This window comes from Polyangiaceae bacterium (assembly GCA_016715885.1).
Lineage (GTDB): Bacteria > Myxococcota_A > Polyangia > Polyangiales > Polyangiaceae > Polyangium.
This window is the reverse complement of record JADJXL010000002.1, coordinates 18,273-35,326: the sequence shown is the minus strand read 5'-3', so window position 1 is coordinate 35,326 and position 17,054 is coordinate 18,273. Positions and strand designations below refer to the sequence as shown.

At 62.9% G+C, this 17,054-nt stretch carries 11 protein-coding genes and 2 pseudogenes; all 13 read left to right on the top strand.

Translation table 11 applies throughout. The annotated features are described in order from the left end of the window. Positions 1-12: 12 nt before the first annotated feature. The 13 genes and pseudogenes from IPM54_03580 to dnaJ all read left to right on the top strand — a co-directional run bounded on the left by IPM54_03580 (position 13) and on the right by dnaJ (position 16,920). Positions 13-357, top strand: a complete 345-nt coding sequence (locus tag IPM54_03580) for a cell division protein FtsL (protein MBK9258897.1) — start codon at positions 13-15, stop codon at positions 355-357. Next, positions 354-2,443, top strand: a pseudogene (locus IPM54_03575) (PASTA domain-containing protein). Before IPM54_03580 ends, IPM54_03575 begins: the two are co-directional and overlap by 4 nt. 62 nt (positions 2,444-2,505) lie before the next feature. Beyond that, positions 2,506-4,037, top strand: a pseudogene (locus IPM54_03570) (UDP-N-acetylmuramoyl-L-alanyl-D-glutamate--2,6-diaminopimelate ligase). Next, positions 4,037-5,524: a UDP-N-acetylmuramoyl-tripeptide--D-alanyl-D-alanine ligase gene (locus tag IPM54_03565; protein MBK9258896.1), complete on the top strand. Its 1,488-nt coding sequence runs from the start codon at positions 4,037-4,039 to the stop codon at positions 5,522-5,524. The pseudogene IPM54_03570 and the gene IPM54_03565 overlap by 1 nt, the downstream one beginning before the upstream one ends. After that, positions 5,521-6,651 (top strand): phospho-N-acetylmuramoyl-pentapeptide-transferase, encoded by a 1,131-nt coding sequence (locus tag IPM54_03560; protein MBK9258895.1) that lies wholly within the window; start codon positions 5,521-5,523, stop codon positions 6,649-6,651. Before IPM54_03565 ends, IPM54_03560 begins: the two co-directional genes overlap by 4 nt. Before the next feature lie 8 nt (positions 6,652-6,659). Further along, complete coding sequence (gene murD / locus IPM54_03555; protein MBK9258894.1) at positions 6,660-8,000, top strand: UDP-N-acetylmuramoyl-L-alanine--D-glutamate ligase; 1,341 nt, start codon at positions 6,660-6,662, stop codon at positions 7,998-8,000. Positions 8,001-8,023: 23 nt separating this feature from the next. Beyond that, complete coding sequence (gene ftsW, locus IPM54_03550) at positions 8,024-9,367, top strand: putative lipid II flippase FtsW (GenBank protein MBK9258893.1); 1,344 nt, start codon at positions 8,024-8,026, stop codon at positions 9,365-9,367. Beyond that, a complete protein-coding gene (gene murG / locus IPM54_03545; GenBank protein ID MBK9258892.1) occupies positions 9,364-10,488 on the top strand; it encodes an undecaprenyldiphospho-muramoylpentapeptide beta-N-acetylglucosaminyltransferase in 1,125 nt (374 codons plus the stop codon). Before ftsW ends, murG begins: the two co-directional genes overlap by 4 nt. Continuing rightward, entirely contained in the window at positions 10,488-11,909 is a 1,422-nt protein-coding gene (locus IPM54_03540) for a UDP-N-acetylmuramate--L-alanine ligase (GenBank protein ID MBK9258891.1), read from the top strand. Before murG ends, IPM54_03540 begins: the two co-directional genes overlap by 1 nt. Beyond that, entirely contained in the window at positions 11,906-12,814 is a 909-nt protein-coding gene (locus tag IPM54_03535) for an FtsQ-type POTRA domain-containing protein (GenBank protein MBK9258890.1), read from the top strand. The genes IPM54_03540 and IPM54_03535 overlap by 4 nt, the downstream gene beginning before the upstream one ends. A gap of 133 nt (positions 12,815-12,947) precedes the next feature. Next, a complete protein-coding gene (ftsA, locus tag IPM54_03530) occupies positions 12,948-14,255 on the top strand; it encodes a cell division protein FtsA (GenBank protein ID MBK9258889.1) in 1,308 nt (435 codons plus the stop codon). 144 nt (positions 14,256-14,399) lie between these two features. After that, the gene (gene ftsZ, locus IPM54_03525; protein ID MBK9258888.1) at positions 14,400-15,710 is read left to right on the top strand and encodes a cell division protein FtsZ; all 1,311 of its coding nucleotides are present in this window, start codon (positions 14,400-14,402) and stop codon (positions 15,708-15,710) included. Positions 15,711-15,843: 133 nt separating this feature from the next. Continuing rightward, positions 15,844-16,920: a molecular chaperone DnaJ gene (gene dnaJ, locus IPM54_03520; GenBank protein ID MBK9258887.1), complete on the top strand. Its 1,077-nt coding sequence runs from the start codon at positions 15,844-15,846 to the stop codon at positions 16,918-16,920. Positions 16,921-17,054 lie beyond the last annotated feature (134 nt).

Genomic DNA, 17,054 nt, shown 5'->3' with positions numbered 1-17,054 from the left:
AAGTCCGAGCGCATGAAGCAGCGGCCGTTCTTGGCTCTTTGGACGCTCGCGGTGCTCGCTTCCGTAGCAGCGTTCATCGTGCATTTGGGTTTGCGCGGCCGGATCGTGGACCTTGGTTACAAGCTCGGGCGCGTGCGTGCCGAGCAAGCGCGGCTGCGCGAAGTGAAGCGCGCGCTGTCGCTCGAGGCTGCGAGTTACGAGACGCCGCAGCGGGTGGAGATGGTCGCGCGCACGTTGCTTGGCATGACGCCGCCACCGCCCGAGCGCGTCATCCCCATGCGCGCCCCCGTGCGTATCCAGGACGAAAGCGCCGAGGAAGCGCCGGCGAGCGGTGCGGCGAATGGAGGTACGCCGTGAAAAACCTCGATCCCCAGCGCGCTCGATGGATTCGCATCCGCATGGGCATTCTTTGCGGGATGATGGGCCTCGGGCTCGGCATCATCGTTTCGGGCGCGCATCGCATTCAGATCGAAGATGGTTCGGAGTGGTACGATTTGGCCGAGCGCCAGCGTCAACGCCGTCTTCACGTCACGCCCAAACGCGGCACGATTTACGACCGTAATTCCACGCCGCTCGCGGAGAGCGTCGAGGTGCCCAGCGTGTCGCTCGATGCGGTCGAGTTGCTTCGCGGCATCGACAAGCGCTACTTGCCGATGCGCATCAAGGACTACGGCGAGCGCATCGCGCAAGCGCTGAACCTGCCGCCCGAAGACGTCATTGAAAAGGTGAGCCGCCGGCGTCGTTTCGTCTGGCTGAAGCGCCGCGTATCCGAAGCCGAAGTTGCAGCCGTTCGAGCGCTCGGTGCCAAGGGCCAACGATATCCCCTGCGTGGGCTCGTCATCGAAGGTGAGGGTCACCGGTTTTACCCGAACCGCGAGCTTGCCGGGCCGCTCGTCGGGTTCGTCTCTCCAGACGGCGAAGGTCGTGAAGGTTTGGAGCTGGCGCTCGATCACGAGTTACGCGGGAAAAGCTCCGAAGTCCGCGGTCTACGTGACAGGTCCGGGCGCCTCATCTTCCACGAAGGCATCGAAGACGAAGCGGCGCTCGCTGGGCACAACATCGTGCTCACGATCGACAAGGGCATTCAGTTTACCGCGGAACGCGAGCTCGAAGCCGCGATGAGCACGTACGAAGCTTTCGGAGGTTCGGTCGTCGTCGTGGATCCGATGAGCGGCGAGATCCTCGCGATGGCCAGCGCTCCTGGGTACAACCCGAACGACTACGGTTCGTCCGATCCGGATGCGCGACGCAACCGCTGCGTCGTCGATCGTTTCGAACCCGGATCGACCATCAAGGTCTTCTCGTTCGCCACGGCGCTCGCAGCGCATAGCGTGTCCCCCACCGCAAACGTCTATTGCGAAGAGGGGCACATGCCTATCGACAACGTCGTCATCCACGACACGCACCCTGCGAAGTGGCTTTCGGTTACGCAGGTGCTGAGTTTGTCGTCGAACATTGGTACGGCGAAGATCGCGCTCGGCCTCGGTGAACAGAGGCTCTACGAAGGGTTTCGGCGGTTCGGGTTCGGCGACACGACGGGCATCCCGTTCCCTGGTGAATCCATGGGCGTGCTCAGGCCGCGCGGAAGGCCGTGGGTGCAAGTCGAAACGGCGGCTGCTTCCTTCGGGCAAGGCATCAGCGTCACGACGCTACAGCTCACGATGGCGATGGCGGCCATTGCCAACGGGGGCAAACTCCTCGAGCCAATTCTCATCAAGCGCATCACCGACGGCGCCGGCACGGTGCTGACGGAAAACCAGCCGCGCGTGCGTCGCGAAGCCGTCAATCCTGCCGTTGCCAAGCTCATGTCGGAGATGCTCGTCGCCGTCACCGAAGGCGAGGGCACGGGCATCGAAGCTGCAATTCCAGGCTTTCGCGTCGCTGGAAAAACAGGGACAGCGCAGAAGGTCGACCCTGCGACGGGCAGGTATACGGACACCCACTACGTCGCCTCGTTCGCCGGATTCGTTCCGGCGGACAAACCACGGCTCGTGATCTCGGTCGTGCTCGACGAACCTCTGGGCGGCACGTACGCCGGTGGTTCCGTTGCGGCTCCGGTCTTCCGACGCATCGGCGAGATGGCACTTCGGTATCTGGGTGTCACACCCCGCGGTACGGTTCCGATGAAGCTCAAGGATGTCGCCGAACGTGCCAAAGAAACGGACCTCGCGACGAGCACGTACCAGGTGCTCAGCGAAGCACGTACAGCGGCTGCCCCCATCACGAACAGCGTCGTGACGCCGTCTGCACCGATGAAGAACGGCGAAACGCGCGTGCCTGATTTGTCCGGACAACCCTTGCGCGAAGCCATTCGCGCGGCGGCTGCAACAATTTGGTGCCCACGGTCGTCGGCACCGGACGGCTGGCTCGCACCGAACCCGCGACGGGCACGGTTTTACCCAAAGGTTCAACCGTAAAGCTTTTCTTCGAGCCTTCGTCATGACGAACGCCGAGCCCGTTTTCCAGCGCGAAGTCGGCGTATATCCACCGTGCAAGCAGTCACGGATGGGTCGGCGCGTCGATGAGCTGGTGCGGGAAGTCCCTCGGTCGCGTCTCGTCTCCGGCAATCCCTCCACCTTCATCACCGGCGTTCATCACGATTCGCGCCGCATCGAACGCGGGCATGCCTTCGTCGCACGACCTGGCCTGCGCACGCACGGCGAGCGGTTCGTCGCAGATGCGATCGCGCGTGGAGCAAGCGCAGTCATCGCGCCTCGCGGGGTCGCATCGTCGAACGATGTTGCATGGATCGAAACGGAGGATGCGGCCGTTGCCCTCGCGTTTGCGGCCGCTGCGGTCTACGGCCATCCAACGTTTGCCCTCGAAGCCGTGGGCATCACCGGGACGAACGGCAAGACGACGACGTCGCATCTCGTTCATGCGTGCATCGAAGCTTGTGGAGGCAAGCCCGGCTCGTCGGCACGCTTGGGTATCGCTTCGCAGACCTCGATCTGCCGGCGACCCACACGAGCCCCGAAGCGGACGAGCTCGCTCGCATTGCGCACGCGATGCGCACGCGCGGTGCGTCGCACCTCGTGATGGAAGTGTCGAGCATTGCCCTCGCAGCCGCGCGCGTAGAAGCCGTGCGATTTCGCACGGTTGCGCTCACGAACCTCACGCAGGACCACCTCGATTACCACGGCACCATGGAGGCATACGCCGAAGCGAAAGCGCGCCTCTTCGTCGACCTCGGACCTGGTTCGGCTGCCGTCAACATCGACGATCCGTTTGGCAGAGCGCTGGTCGATCGGCTTGCACCTCGCGGATTTGCAGGCCCCACGTCGGCCACGCTGGTCAGGTATTCAGCCAAGCCAAACGCGTCTTCGAGCGAAGCCGACGTTGCACCCGCACGCGTCGAGCACACGCCTGCAGGCATCTCGCTCGATGTGCGTACGCCCGCGGGCACCTTCGCCATCGAGTCGCCACTCGTTGGTGGTCATAACGTTCAGAACTTGCTCGCAGCGGTCTCCATCGCGCACTTGCTCGACCTCGACCTGCGCAAGGCCGCCGAAGCGCTCTCCAACCCGATCCTCGTCGCCGGTCGCCTCGAACGCTGCGATGACCCGACGAAGGACGACGTCATCGTGCTCGTCGATTACGCGCACACGCCCGATGCGCTCGCACGCGTGCTCGAAAGCGTGCGCGCGTATGGCAAGCGCCGCGTGTTGTGCGTGTTCGGCTGCGGGGGCGATCGCGATCCGAAGAAGCGCCCGCTCATGGGAGAAGCCGTAGGACGAGGTGCCGACGTTGCATTCGTCACGAACGACAATCCGCGCAGCGAAGACCCGCTTTCGATCATCGACGCCATCCTACCTGGTTTGTCCGGGCGCAAAGCTACCGTCGTCGTCGAGCCCGATCGCGCCAAAGCCATCGAGTGCGCGGTGCTCGAAGCAGCTCCGGGCGACATCGTGCTCATCGCCGGCAAGGGACACGAGCCGTATCAGATCATCGGAAGCGTCACGCTCCCGTTCGACGACCGCGTCGAAGCTCGCCGTGCGCTGAATTTGCGACGTGCGGTCCGCGGAGGAGGCGCCTGATGGGCACGCCCATCCCCCTCAATGCGGCATCGTTCACGCTGGGCGATCTTGCAAGGATCACCGGCGGCGCGATCGTTACGCCGGGGTCTTGTGCTCCCGAAGACGTCGTCGCGTCCATTTCCACCGACACCCGTACGCTCACACCCGGATCGCTTTTCGTGGCGCTCGCGGGCGAACGTTTCGATGGCCACGACTACCTCGAGACGGCGAACCAAAACGGCGCGCGCGCGGCGATCGTCGAACGCGACGTCAAGGCTCCCGCGGGCCTTGCGCTCGTACGCTGCTCGTCGACGCTCACAGCACTAGGCGACTTGGCCCGAACGCACCTCGAACGGTGGCGATCGTTTGACGGCAAACGAATCATCGTCGCGATCACGGGTTCGGCGGGCAAAACCACGACCCGCGTCGCCGTCACCGCCATGCTCGAAGCGCTCTACCCGGGCGCGGTGCATTCGACGAAGGGCAACCTGAACAATTTGGTTGGTGTTCCCATGGTCGTGTTTGGTCTCGACGAACACCACCACGTTGCCGTCATCGAGATGGGCATGAATCAGCCGGGGGAAATCGCGCAGCTTGCGGCGATAGCCAGGCCCGACGTCGCCATCGTCACGCTCGTCGCAGCAGCTCACGTCGAAGGCGTCGGTTCCATCGACGGCGTCGCTCACGAGAAAGGCGCGCTGTATCGCGCGCTCTTGCCGAGCGGCATCGCCATCGCGAATGGGGACGACGATCGAGTTCGTACGGTACTAAAAGGTTCGTCCGCGACGCAACGGATTTCGTACGGGACGCGCGACAACGTCGACGTGCGTATCGTGGACCGCCGTCCTGAAGGGTTTTCCCTGTCGCGCATCACGCTCGCGCGCCCCGACGGACAGGCGCTCGAGTTTGTCACGCCGCTCATCGGCGAAGCGGGCGCCTATGCGTGCGCGGCAGCCGTGAGCGTTGCGGAAGCCCTCGCGGGCGAGCGCTTGACGTCGACCTTCGTCGAAGCTGCGTTTGCCGCGGCGGAAGTGGGCGGCGGCGCGGGACGGCTCGTACCGCGACCTCTTGGCCGGGACGTCGTCGTCATCGACGACAGTTACAACGCGAATCCTGCGTCATCCGCTGCGTCGATACGCACTGCTGCCGAGCTTGCTCGCGCCTCGAATCGGCGCCTCGTCCTGGTGCTCGGCGCGATGTACGAGCTCGGTGTCGAATCGACCAGTGGTCACGACGCCGTTGGTCGCGCGGCAGCTTCGAGCGGCGCGACCATCGTATTCGCCATCGGCGGCGAAGCTCGGCGCATTGCGGATCGTGCCGAAGAAGTTGGTGTACCAAACAAGTTTTTCCAGACGAGCGCAGAGGCGGCCCCGGTCGTCGTCGATGCCGTTCGTCCAGGTGATCTCGTCCTAGTGAAAGGATCGCGCGGCGTGGGAACGGAAAAGATCGTGCGCGAGCTCTCGCTCGCGTTCGGTGAGCGGGTTGCGAATGCGGAGGCTACAGCTTGATTTACGAGCTCTTTTACCCGCTCAAGTTCCATTACCATTCGCTGAGTTTTCTCAACGTTCTTCGGTACATTCCGTTTCGCACCATCATGGCGACCATCACCGCCATGCTGCTCGCGTTCGTCCTGGCACCGTGGTTCATCCGGGAACTGAAGCGCAAGCAGATTGGTCAGGTCGTTCGCACCGAGGGTCCCGAGACGCACAAGATCAAAGCAGGCACGCCGACGATGGGCGGCGCGCTCATTCTGCTTTCGCTCCTGCTTCCGACGGCGCTCTGGGCCGACTTGCGTAACCCATTCGTGCTCGCGACGACGGCCGTCACCGCCGGGTACGGCGTCATTGGATATCTCGACGATTATCTCAAAATCAAGCGCAAGAACACGGGTGGTTTGCCCGGACGTTACAAGCTGCTCGGCCAAGTTTTGATTGGCGGCGCGGCCATCACGTACACATTTGTTTTCACGTCGAAGCTTCCGGCGGATTGGGCCGACATTCGCACGCAATTGGCGCTGCCGTTCGCAGCGTTCTCGAAGCACTCGATCGATTTGCCGCTCTGGTTTTACATACCCTTCGCGGTGTTTGTCGTGGTCGCCTGGTCGAACGCCGTCAACCTCACCGACGGTCTCGACGGCCTGGCCATTGGCCCGGTCATGATCAACGCCGGCACGTACCTCATCTGGTCGTACGTTGCAGGTGCAACGATTGCGAGTTTTTCTCTCGCAACCTACCTCGACATTCCGAAGATAGCTTCCGCAGGCGAATTAGCGGTCTATTGCGGCTCGGTCATCGGCGCGGGAATAGGGTTTCTCTGGTACAACACCTATCCCGCACAAGTGTTCATGGGCGACGTCGGATCGCTCGCGCTCGGCGGCGGCTTGGGCATGCTCGCGGTGTTCACCAAGAACGAGCTGCTCAGCGTCCTTCTCGGCGGCGTGTTCTTCGTCGAGACCGTCAGCGTCATCGCGCAAGTCACGTCGTACAAGCTCTTCAAGAAGCGCGTTTTCTTGATGGCTCCGATTCACCACCACTACGAAAAGAAGGGGTGGCCCGAGCCCAAGATCATCGTTCGTTTCTGGATCATTTCCATCCTATTGGCGCTGGTCAGCCTAGCGTCGATGAAGCTCAGGTGACGCTGATGATGCTTACGGATCGCAGCGTCCTCGTGGTTGGTCTTGGCCGAAGCGGCATCGCAGCCGCGCGTTTGTGCCTCATCAAAGGCGCTCGCGTCACCCTCAACGATACGGCCCCGCGCGAGCGTTTGTCCGCGGAAGCCTTGGCGCTCGAAGCCGATGGCGCGCGCATCGTCGCCGGTGGTCATCCGAATTCGATGCTCGATGGCGTCGATCTGGTCGTCGTTTCACCAGGAGTACCGCTCATTCCAACGGTCGAAGCGTGGGAACGTGCGGGGGGCGAAGTCATCGGCGAGCTCGAGCTTGCATCGAGGTTTGTCTCGGCACCCATCGCGTTGATTGGCGGGACAAACGGCAAGAGCACCACGACGGCGCTCGTTCACGCGATGCTCGAAGCATCCGGACAAAACGCGTTCATTGGCGGCAATTTTGGTGTTCCGCTGTCCGAGGTCGTCGGCACGGACTTCGATGCGCTCGTCCTGGAAATATCGAGTTTTCAAGCTGAACGAGTGCCCACGCTGCGCGCACGCGTACACGTGCTGCTCAACATCACGGACGATCACCTCGACAGGTACGCGAGCTTTGCCGCGTACGCGCATGCAAAGGGCAATCCTTTCGAGCACATGACGGCGGAGGACACGGCAGTCGTTCCGTTTGGAGATGCGATCGTCAAGCAGCAGGCCGATCGAGGTCCCGCGCGTCAAGTGACGTTCAGCGAAGTCGACGCCTCCGCGATGGTTGCGCGTGATGGCGATGCGATCGTCGATCGAATTCGCGGCACGCGATACCCGCTGAGTCTCTTGCGCATCAAAGGCACGCACAACATCGCGAATGCATGTGCGGCCATTGCGGCAGCAGCAGCCATGGGCGCAACGGACGAGGGCATCACGCGCGGGCTCGCGCGATTCGAGGGGCTCGGGCATCGCACGGTGCTCGTCGGAGAAGTCGGCGGCGTGCGTTATTACGACGATTCCAAAGGCACGAACGTCGGAGCTTCGGTGGCTGCGCTTCGAGGTCTCGAGGAGAGCAAGGCCGTGCTCATCGCCGGTGGTCGAGACAAACTCGGCGATTACCGGCCGCTCGTCGAGGCACTTCGTGACCGTGGCAGGGCGCTCGTGGTGATTGGGGAAGCGGCAGATCGGATTGCGGCCGCTGCCGAAGGGTTCGTTCCGACGCACCGGGCCAATTCGATGCCGGATGCGGTCCGAATTGCACGTTCTTTGGCCCAAGCCGGCGATGCGGTTTTGCTCAGTCCCGCATGTTCGAGTTTCGACATGTTCCGGGATTACAAGGACCGCGGGGACTCGTTTGTCCGGGCGGTACGTGAGATGCAGGAGGTACGATCGTGAACGGCAGCGCCATCATCGACGGCATGCGTCCTTCGGGGGACCGCCGGCACAGCAGCGCGCCCCCTCCGAAAAACCGTCACGTTGCTCCGTCGACGCATCCTGCGCCGCGAAATGTGAAGGAAGGGGTTCGTTCGGACGCACCTACAGCGGGCGTGGGCTTCGGCAACTTGCTGAAGTCGAGCCCCTCGGGGCCGGTGGATTCGGTGCTCGCGGCCGTCGTCATCGCGCTCATCGGGTTTGGCGTGGTCATGGTCTACAGCGCCAGCGCCATCGAAGCGACGGTGCGCCATCACGACGCGCAGTTCTTCTTGAAGCGTCAGGCCATCTATGCGCTCGCCGCCATGTTCACGATGTGGCTCGCAAGCCGCTTCGACTACCGCAAGCTTCGCCCGTTCACGTATCCGATTCTCGCGACCGTCACGTTGCTTCTCGGTTTGACGGTGACGGGCTTGGGACACCGTGCAGGCAATGCGTATCGTTGGATCGCTCTCGGCCCGATTCACATTCAGCCGGCCGAGATGGCCAAGCTCGGCATCGTCTTGTGGCTGGCCTATTCGCTTTCGAAGAAGGCCGAGAAGATCAAGAGTTTCGCCGTAGGCTTTTTGCCGCACCTGATCGTGGTCGGCGTGCTGATTTTGCTGCTTTTGAAGCAGCCCGACTTCGGCAGCGCCGTCGTGCTTTTGTTCTTGACGTTTACGCTGCTGTTCGTTGCGGGAGCGCGCATTCCGTACATCGCTGCATTCACCGCGCTGCTCGGCATGGGTGCCGCCGCGCTCGTCATGTTCAGCGACTATCGCCTCAAGCGTTGGCTCGCGTTCACCGACATGGACAACCATCGGCAGGACTTGGCGTATCAGCCGTTCCAGTCGGTCATGAGCTTCGGCTCGGGTGGATGGAGCGGGCTCGGTTTGGGCAAGGGTCTGCAGGTGCTCTATTTGCCCGAAGCGCACACGGACTTCATCAGCGCGATCATCGGCGAAGAGCTTGGATTCATTGGGATTTTGGGTCTCTGTGGTGCCTATCTGATCATCGTCTCGCGAGGCGTGAAGGTAGCTCTCGAGGCGGCCGATGATTACGGCAGCTTCCTCGCGTTCGGCATTGCGACATTGTTTGGGGTCCAAGCATTGGTGAACCTCGCTGTCGCGATGGCCATTCTTCCGACGAAGGGTTTGACCTTGCCGTTTTTGAGTTACGGCGGTTCGTCGCTGCTCGTGAACGCCGCAGGCATCGGCGTCATCCTCAGCGTCAGTCGTCCGCGTACGAATGAGGTTTCGCCTGCCGTGCGCGCACAAGCAAAGACGAGCGAAGGGGCTCCGAGCGCATCGGCCGTCGTTGCAACGGCAGCCGAGGAGGGGACGTCTTCGTGACGACGATCTTTTTGGCGGGTGGTGGCACCGGAGGCCACGTCTTTCCGATGCTCGCAGTGGGCGACGCGATCGCGTCGTCGGACCCGTCGTGTCGCATCGTGTACGTCGGGACGGCTCGAGGGCTCGAGGCGCGTGTCGTGCCCGAACAAGGCAAGCACCTGGAACTGCTCGACATTTTGCCGCTTCGTGGAGGTGGTTTGTCCGGGTTTGCCCGTGGCGTGAAAAATGCCGCCGTTGCCCTTCCCGAGGCGCGAGAGCTCGTTCGTCGCTTCAATCCTTCCGCGGTCCTTTCCGTGGGCGGGTATGCGTCGGGACCGGTTTGTCTTGCTGCACGAACCCTCGGCGTTGCCGTTGGCATCCTCGAACCGAACAGCGTGATGGGCTTGGCAAATCGATTGCTCTCGCCGTTCGCCGTGCGAGCGTACACGGCGTTTCCCGAGGTCGATCGGTATTTCCGGCCGAGCACCGTGCGTCGTTTCGGCGTGCCGCTTCGTCGGGCATTTACTCCGGCTTCGTACGAACCACGCGAGGACAAACTTTCGATCCTGGTGCTCGGCGGAAGCCAGGGCGCCAAGGCGCTCAACGACGCGCTTCCGCGCGCGTTCGCCCGCGTGAAGAAGCGTCTGCCGACGCTCAGCGTGATTCATCAGACGGGACGCGAACGCGAGGTCGAAGCGCGGGCGCTTTACGAGTCGTTGGGTTTGGCGGACACGGCGACGGTCGTGTCGTTCATCGATGACATGGCATCGGCTCTGATCTCGGCGGACATCGTCGTCGCACGAGCGGGTGCATCGACGTTGGCCGAGCTTTGCGCCGTTGGAAGGCCTTCGATCCTGATCCCCTACCCCTTCGCGGCTGACGATCATCAGTACCAAAACGCGCTTTCGCTCGACCGTCGAGGAGCCGCCATCGCGCTCAGGCAAGACGATGCGACGGTCGAACGCGTGGCTTCGGAAATCGAAAAGTTGGCGTTGTCCGTGGAGCGTCGCGTGGCCATGGCCGGTGCAGCAGCGGGCAGCGGCGCGTCGGACGCGGCGATGCGCATCGCAGCCGATTTGCTCGAGCTGGCGTACGTTCGAGAAAAACGCGGCCTTTCGCAGGCGCGAGAAAGGGCCGTGTGATGTTTCGCGGGCGAGTTCGCCACGTTCACTTCGTCGGTGTCGGCGGCATCGGCATGAGCGGTTTGGCCGAGATTCTTCGGTCGCTCGAGTTCGACGTGTCGGGCTCGGACATCAAGGAAGGCGACACCACGCGTCGTCTCGCGTCTTTGGGCGTGCGCATCGACATCGGCCATCGCGAAGAGAACGTGCGTGGCGTCGACGTGGTCGTGTATTCGAGCGCGGTTTTGAAAGACAATCCCGAGCTCGTCGAAGCGCGAAGCTTGGGCATCCCCATCATCGCGCGTGCCGAGATGCTCGCGGAGCTGATGCGGCTGAAGTACGGCGTTGCGATCGCCGGTTCGCACGGAAAAACCACGACGACGTCGCTCGTCGCAACGGTACTTCGTCACGCGGGCTTGGACCCCACGGTGGTCGTTGGCGGCAAGATGGCGGCGCTCGGATCGAACGCGCGCCTCGGTGCAGGTGATTTGCTCGTTGCGGAAGCCGACGAAAGCGACGGCTCGTTCTTGCGACTCACGCCGACGATCGCGGTCGTGACGAACATCGATCCCGAGCATCTCGATCATTACGGATCGTTCGAAACGCTGAAGGCTTCGTTCGTCGAGTTTGCCACGCGTGTGCCTTTTTACGGGCTCGCGGTGCTCTGCATGGATCATCCAGCGGTGCAGGACATTTTGCCGAGCATCTCGCGGCGCACCGTGACGTACGGTTTGTCTCCGCACGCCGACTACAGCGCACGCGGCGTGCAGTTCCGTGGCCTCGAAACGCGCTTCAACGCGTACCGGCGCGGCCAGGCGCTCGGTGGTTTTACCGTGCGCATGCCGGGTGCACACAACGTGCTGAATTGTTTGGCGACGATCGCCGTCGCCGACGAGCTCGAAGTGCCGCTCGACGTCATCAAGCAAGCGCTCGCGACGTTCGGTGGGGTTGCGCGACGTTTCACCGTCGTCGGCACGCCGCGCGAAGTGACGTTGATCGACGACTACGGCCATCATCCAGCCGAAGTTCGCGCGACGATCGAAGCTGCGCGGAAAGCGTTTCCCGAGGAAGGACGGCGCATCATCGTCGCGTTTCAACCGCATCGGTACACGCGTACGCGCGACCTGTTCGACGACTTCACGCGCGCGTTCAACCAAGCGGACATCCTGTTTCTCACGGACATCTACCCCGCAGGCGAAACGCCGCTGCCCGACGTGACGTCCGAACGGCTCGCGAAATCGATTCGCCAGCACGGTCATCACAACGTCACGCACGCACCGGACAAGGCGACGCTGCACGAAGCGATTGCGCAAGTGGTTCGTCGCGGTGATGTGGTGATCGCGCTCGGCGCAGGCGACGTCAACAAGATGCTCGGGCGTTTGCGCGCGCATATCGAAGCGTTACCGGAAGACCAACCCCCGCCACGGGAGGGCACGACATGAGCGATGTTTTGCGTCCCAACCGTCGGTTGCGAGCTCCGAAGCCCTCGGTCGTGGCAGCTCCGCCCGATCCGTCGCCGGAGATCGAACACGATTCACCTCCGCCGCCGCCCGCCACGACGACGACGGTGAAGCCACCTGCTCCTTCGCGAGCGCGAAAGTTGCCGCGTGCCGTGGCGCTCGTGCTGGGCGTGTGTGTCGTGCTCTCTGCATCCGTCGCGGTCGCGTGGGGAGCTCGTCGCTACATCACGACGAGTCCGCGATTCTGCATTCGCACGGTGCTCGTCGATGGAAACAAGCGTTTGTCCGCGGAGGACATTGCGTCGCTCGGTGGTGTGGCCATTGGGCGCAACATCTTCGAAGTGGACCTCGAAACGGCGGGCACGACGATCACGAACGAGCCTTGGATCGAGAAAGCGATCGTCACGCGCAAGCTTCCTTCGACGGTGAACATCACCGTGGTCGAGCGTGAAGCGTGGGCCGTTGCGACGATCGGCGACGAGCTGTACCTCGTCACGCGCGATGGAGATCCGTTCAAGCGCGTGAGCGAAGGTGATCCATTCGATTTACCGGTCATCACGGGGATCGCGCCGGAGAAGGTTTCACTTGACCGAACGGGCGTCGTGCAGGCGTTTCGCCGAGCGCTCGATGTGGTCGAAGACATGGACCGCGCAGGCATCAGCAAGCGTTATCCGATCCAAGAAGTGCATCTCGAGCGGGACGGGACGATCGTGATGACGATCGGCAAGGATGCGATTGCGCTGCATCTCGGCCAATCGCGGTTCCGCGAGAAGATCGAACAAGCGTCGCGCGTGCTTTCGGAGCTCGCTCGGCGCAAGGCGCAACCGTCGGTGATCTTTCTTGACAACGAGGCGCATCCCGAGCGCGTCGTCGTGAGGATGCGATGAGCGCAAAAGGAACGTTCGCGAAATTTGGCCCTTCATCTTCGCTCGTGGCAGCGTCGCGAAACCTCCACGAAGGGCGCAGTGGGTTCGACACGACCCACGCGAAACCCTGGTCGAACACTTCGGGTGCACGGGAATGAAGAGCAGGATGGAGACGAGCGAAATTGTCGTAGGCGTCGATATCGGGACGACGAAGGTGATTGCCGTCGTCGGCGAGGTCGATGCGGACGGGATCACCATTCTCGGCGTGGGAAACGTCCCTTGTCGCGGCCTGCGCAAAGGCATCGTGTCGAACATCGACTGGACGTCGCGCGCGATTGCAGACGCGATCGAGGCTGCGCAGACCATGGCCGGTGTCGAAATCCGCACGGTTTTCGCGGGAGTCGCGGGCAATCACATTCGTTGCCAAGGATCCGACGGCGTCGTCGCGATCGCTGGTGGCGAAGTGACGGCCGCAGACGTCGAGCGAGTTCTCGAAGGAGCACGTGCCATTCCGATCGACGCGGATCGACAAATCCTTCACGCTTTGCCGCGCGAGTTCACAGTCGACAATCAGGATGGCATTCGCGATCCCGTCGGCATGAGTGGGGTTCGTCTCGGCACACGAGTCAACCTCATCACCGCGGCCACGTCGTGTGTTCAGAACGTCGTTCGTTGCGCCGAACGGTGCAACTTGACCGTGGCCGATGTCGTGCTCGAGCCGCTTGCGAGTGCTGAAGCCGTGGTTTCGGAAGACGAGAAGGAAATTGGCGTCGTCGTGATCGACATGGGTGGTGGCACGACCGATCTGCTGGTGTACGCTGACGGCGGCATCGCCCACGTCAGTGTCATTCCTGCAGGTGGCAACAACGTCACCGCGGACCTTGCCGCAGGGCTTCGAACGCCGATGGCCGAAGCCGAGCGGCTGAAGCGCAACTTCGGTTGCGCGCTCGGACGAATGGTGGCGGACGACGAGGAGGTCGAAGTACCCGGAGTGGGTGGGCACATGCCGCGGAAGGTTCCGCGTCGCGTGCTGTCGGACATCATCGAGCCACGGATCGAAGAGATTTTTGCGGTCGTTCGCAAGCGTCTCGAAGACGCGGGCCTGCTCGATCAACTCGCGGCCGGTGCAGTGCTGACCGGTGGTGGCGTGTTGATGGAGGGGATGAGCGAGTTTGCCGAAGAGATCCTCGGCATGCCCGTTCGTCTCGGCGTACCCGTCGGCATGCGTGGCATCACGCAGCTCGTCGCGGGTCCGCAATACGCGACCGGCGTGGGTCTCGTGCAGTACGGAGCGAATGCGCTGCGCACCGCGCGTGACGTACAGCAAGTGGAAGTTTCACGTCCCACGCCGACGCGTGTGGCGGCGCCGGCGCGAGTCGAACGGCGTGATGCAGTGGAAGAATCGAGCGTCGAGCGACGCGGAAGTGGACGGTTTTGGAATTGGCTGCGTGCAGCCTTCTAAGGCGTCGAAGTAGGGTTTCGTAGGACAAACAGGTAGAACGGTGGAAGCGGTTTCGCGGGGAAGAGGCGCCCCTCGGAATCACCCTGGGAGCGGGTGAGGCTCCCTTGGCCCGACTGGCCAACCAAACATCTCGGGAGGCGTTTCATGAGTTTTTCGATTGAGTTTGCCGATGAGCATGCGGGCTACGACGCTCGAATCAAGGTCATCGGTTGCGGCGGATCGGGCGGCAACGCAGTCAACACCATGATCAACTTCGGCCTCGAAGGGGTCGAGTTCATGGTCGTGAACACGGATGCGCAGGCCCTCAGTGCGAGCATTGCACCGATGAAGGTGCACATCGGCTCGAACGTGACGCGAGGCCTCGGCGCAGGTGCCGATCCCGAAAAGGGTCGCAAAGCAGCGCTCGAAGACGTGCAACGCCTGAAGGAGCTCATCCAAGGCGCAGACATGGTGTTCGTCACGGCCGGCATGGGCGGTGGCACGGGCACCGGAGCCGCGCCGGTCATCGCGCAGCTCGCGCGTGAAGAAGGCTGTTTGACCGTCGGTGTCGTGACCAAGCCGTTCTTCTTCGAGGGCAAACAACGTTCGCGTCGGGCCGAAGCGGGCCTCGCCATGCTCGCCGAGCACGTCGACACGCTCATTACGATCCCGAACCAAAAGCTCCTCACGCTCGGTGACGAAGAGCTGTCGTTCGTCGATGCGTTCCGCAAAGCGGACGAAGTTCTCTATCAAGCGATCAAGGGCATCAGCGACCTCATCACGCAAAACGGCATCGTCAACGTGGACTTCGCCGACGTGAAGACGGTCATGCAGAACATGGGCCGCGCGCTCATGGGAACCGGATGCGCCAAGGGGCAGGGCCGCGCGCGTCTCGCTGCCGAGATGGCGATCACGTCGCCGCTGCTCGACAACATCTCCGTCGAAGGCGCGATGGGCGTGCTCATCAACATCGTTGGTGGCCCCGACATGCGCATGAAGGAAATCGAAGAGGCCGCAACGCTCGTGCAGGAGCAAGCGCACGAAGACGCGAACATCATCTTCGGCGCGACCATCGACGAAACGATGGGCGACATGATCAAGGTCACGGTCATCGCAACCGGTTTCGAGCTCGCTGGAGCCGATGCGGCACAACTTGCAGCAGCAACGATGACCACGGGCCAACGAGGGCATCATGCGACGGCTGTTTCGACCGCCCCGCCCCTCGCGAGCCCGCTGTCGAACGCGCTGACGAGCCCGAGCCCTCGCTCGATGCCCGCGCAAGCGCCCACGCAACGCACGCCCCCGCGCGAGCCCGCGCCGCGCGACGAGCCCGCCTACACCGTGCGCCGTACGCCCCCGCCCCAGGCCGCTCCTGCGTCCTTGTCTTCGGGTTCGACGCCGCGCGAACGTTCCACCTTCGTTCCGCCCCTCGACGCCGACTGGGACACGCCCGCTTTCCAGCGTCGCGGTCAGTGAGAATTACCTGAACATATTCCCGGTCCTGCGCGCTCGCAGAGCTGATCTGTCGGGCTGTCGTTGACAGGACCGTGAAGCTGCTTATCGTCTCCGCGCCTTGCGGCCTCTGCGGGGCTGTTTTCCGGCACCGATCATGAGCCAAAAACGGGATTATTACGAAGTTCTCGGGGTCTCCAAAGAAGCGTCGACAGACGAGCTTCGGAAGGCCTACCGCGCTGCGGCGCTCAAGAACCACCCGGACAGAAATCCCGGCGACAAGGAAGCTGAAGCGCGCTTCAAAGAAGCCACCGAAGCGTACCAGGTTCTTTCGGACGAACAGAAGCGCGCTCGGTACGACAGGTTCGGACACGCCGGCGTCGAAGGTTTGCCCGACATGGGTCAGGGCGACATCTTCACGCACTTCCAAGACATCTTTTCCGAGCTTTTTGGCGGGTTTGGCGGCGGGTTTGCCGGACAAGGACAACGCCGCCGAGGCGGTCCTTCGCGAGGTCAAGACCTACGCGTCGAACAGCGTCTCTCGCTTCGCGAAGCGATGACCGGAACCAAGCGTGAGGTCACGTTGCGCACGCCCGTCGCGTGCGAAGAATGTTCGGGCAGCGGCGCCAAACCTGGTTCCAAACGGAAAAACTGCCCCACGTGCGACGGACAAGGGCAAGTGTCGACGGCACGTGGGTTTGTCATGTTCACCCAGACATGCCCCGAGTGCCGCGGCGAAGGCACCGTCGTCAAGACGCCCTGCACCGTCTGCAATGGCCAAGGCGCCGTCGAAAAGACGCGCAAGGTCGTCGTCACCTTCCCCGCGGGCATCGATGCCGGACAGCGCCTGCGCGTGCCGGGTCAAGGCATGCCTGGCGGTCAAGGAGGACCGCCGGGTGACTTGTATGTCGATGTCGATCTCGAGCAGCACGAGCAATTCGAGCGCCACGAATCGGACCTGGTGACGCGCTCTGTGATGCCTTTCTCGAAGGCTGCACTCGGCGGACAAGTGGAATTGACGCTTCCCGATGACAGTGCGGTCACGGTGGATGTGCCCGCGGGATCGCAACCGGGAGACGTCATCACCGTGCGCGGTCAAGGGATGCCGCGAATCGATGGTCGCGGCCGCGGATCGCTGCAAATCGTCGTTCAAGTCGCCGTGCCGAAGACGGTGTCTGCAAAAGCGAAAGAGCTGCTCGAACAGCTCGACGAAGAGCTGCAGAGCCTCGCCTAGAGCGCCGTTCTGGTTGGAACAAGGTTAAATCGGGGGGTATGGGGGGGCCGAGCCTCGCCGTGTTTTGTGCAGGCGCAAAAACGAGGGGGGGCGAGGCTCGTCCCCATCGGTAAACTCTGCTCGCGCAAAGCACG

What these genes read in the sequence shown, in the direction of transcription:
- murD (MBK9258894.1), top strand. Translation starts at nt 6,660, where the DNA reads ATGCTTACGGATCGCAGCGTCCTCGTGGTTGGTCTTGGCCGAAGCGGC.
- IPM54_03540 (MBK9258891.1), top strand. Translation starts at nt 10,488, where the DNA reads ATGTTTCGCGGGCGAGTTCGCCACGTTCACTTCGTCGGTGTCGGCGGC.
- IPM54_03535 (MBK9258890.1), top strand. Translation starts at nt 11,906, where the DNA reads ATGAGCGATGTTTTGCGTCCCAACCGTCGGTTGCGAGCTCCGAAGCCC.
- ftsZ (MBK9258888.1), top strand. Translation starts at nt 14,400, where the DNA reads ATGAGTTTTTCGATTGAGTTTGCCGATGAGCATGCGGGCTACGACGCT.
- ftsA (MBK9258889.1), top strand. Translation starts at nt 12,948, where the DNA reads ATGAAGAGCAGGATGGAGACGAGCGAAATTGTCGTAGGCGTCGATATC.
- IPM54_03565 (MBK9258896.1), top strand. Translation starts at nt 4,037, where the DNA reads ATGGGCACGCCCATCCCCCTCAATGCGGCATCGTTCACGCTGGGCGAT.
- dnaJ (MBK9258887.1), top strand. Translation starts at nt 15,844, where the DNA reads ATGAGCCAAAAACGGGATTATTACGAAGTTCTCGGGGTCTCCAAAGAA.
- IPM54_03580 (MBK9258897.1), top strand. Translation starts at nt 13, where the DNA reads ATGAAGCAGCGGCCGTTCTTGGCTCTTTGGACGCTCGCGGTGCTCGCT.
- ftsW (MBK9258893.1), top strand. Translation starts at nt 8,024, where the DNA reads ATGCGTCCTTCGGGGGACCGCCGGCACAGCAGCGCGCCCCCTCCGAAA.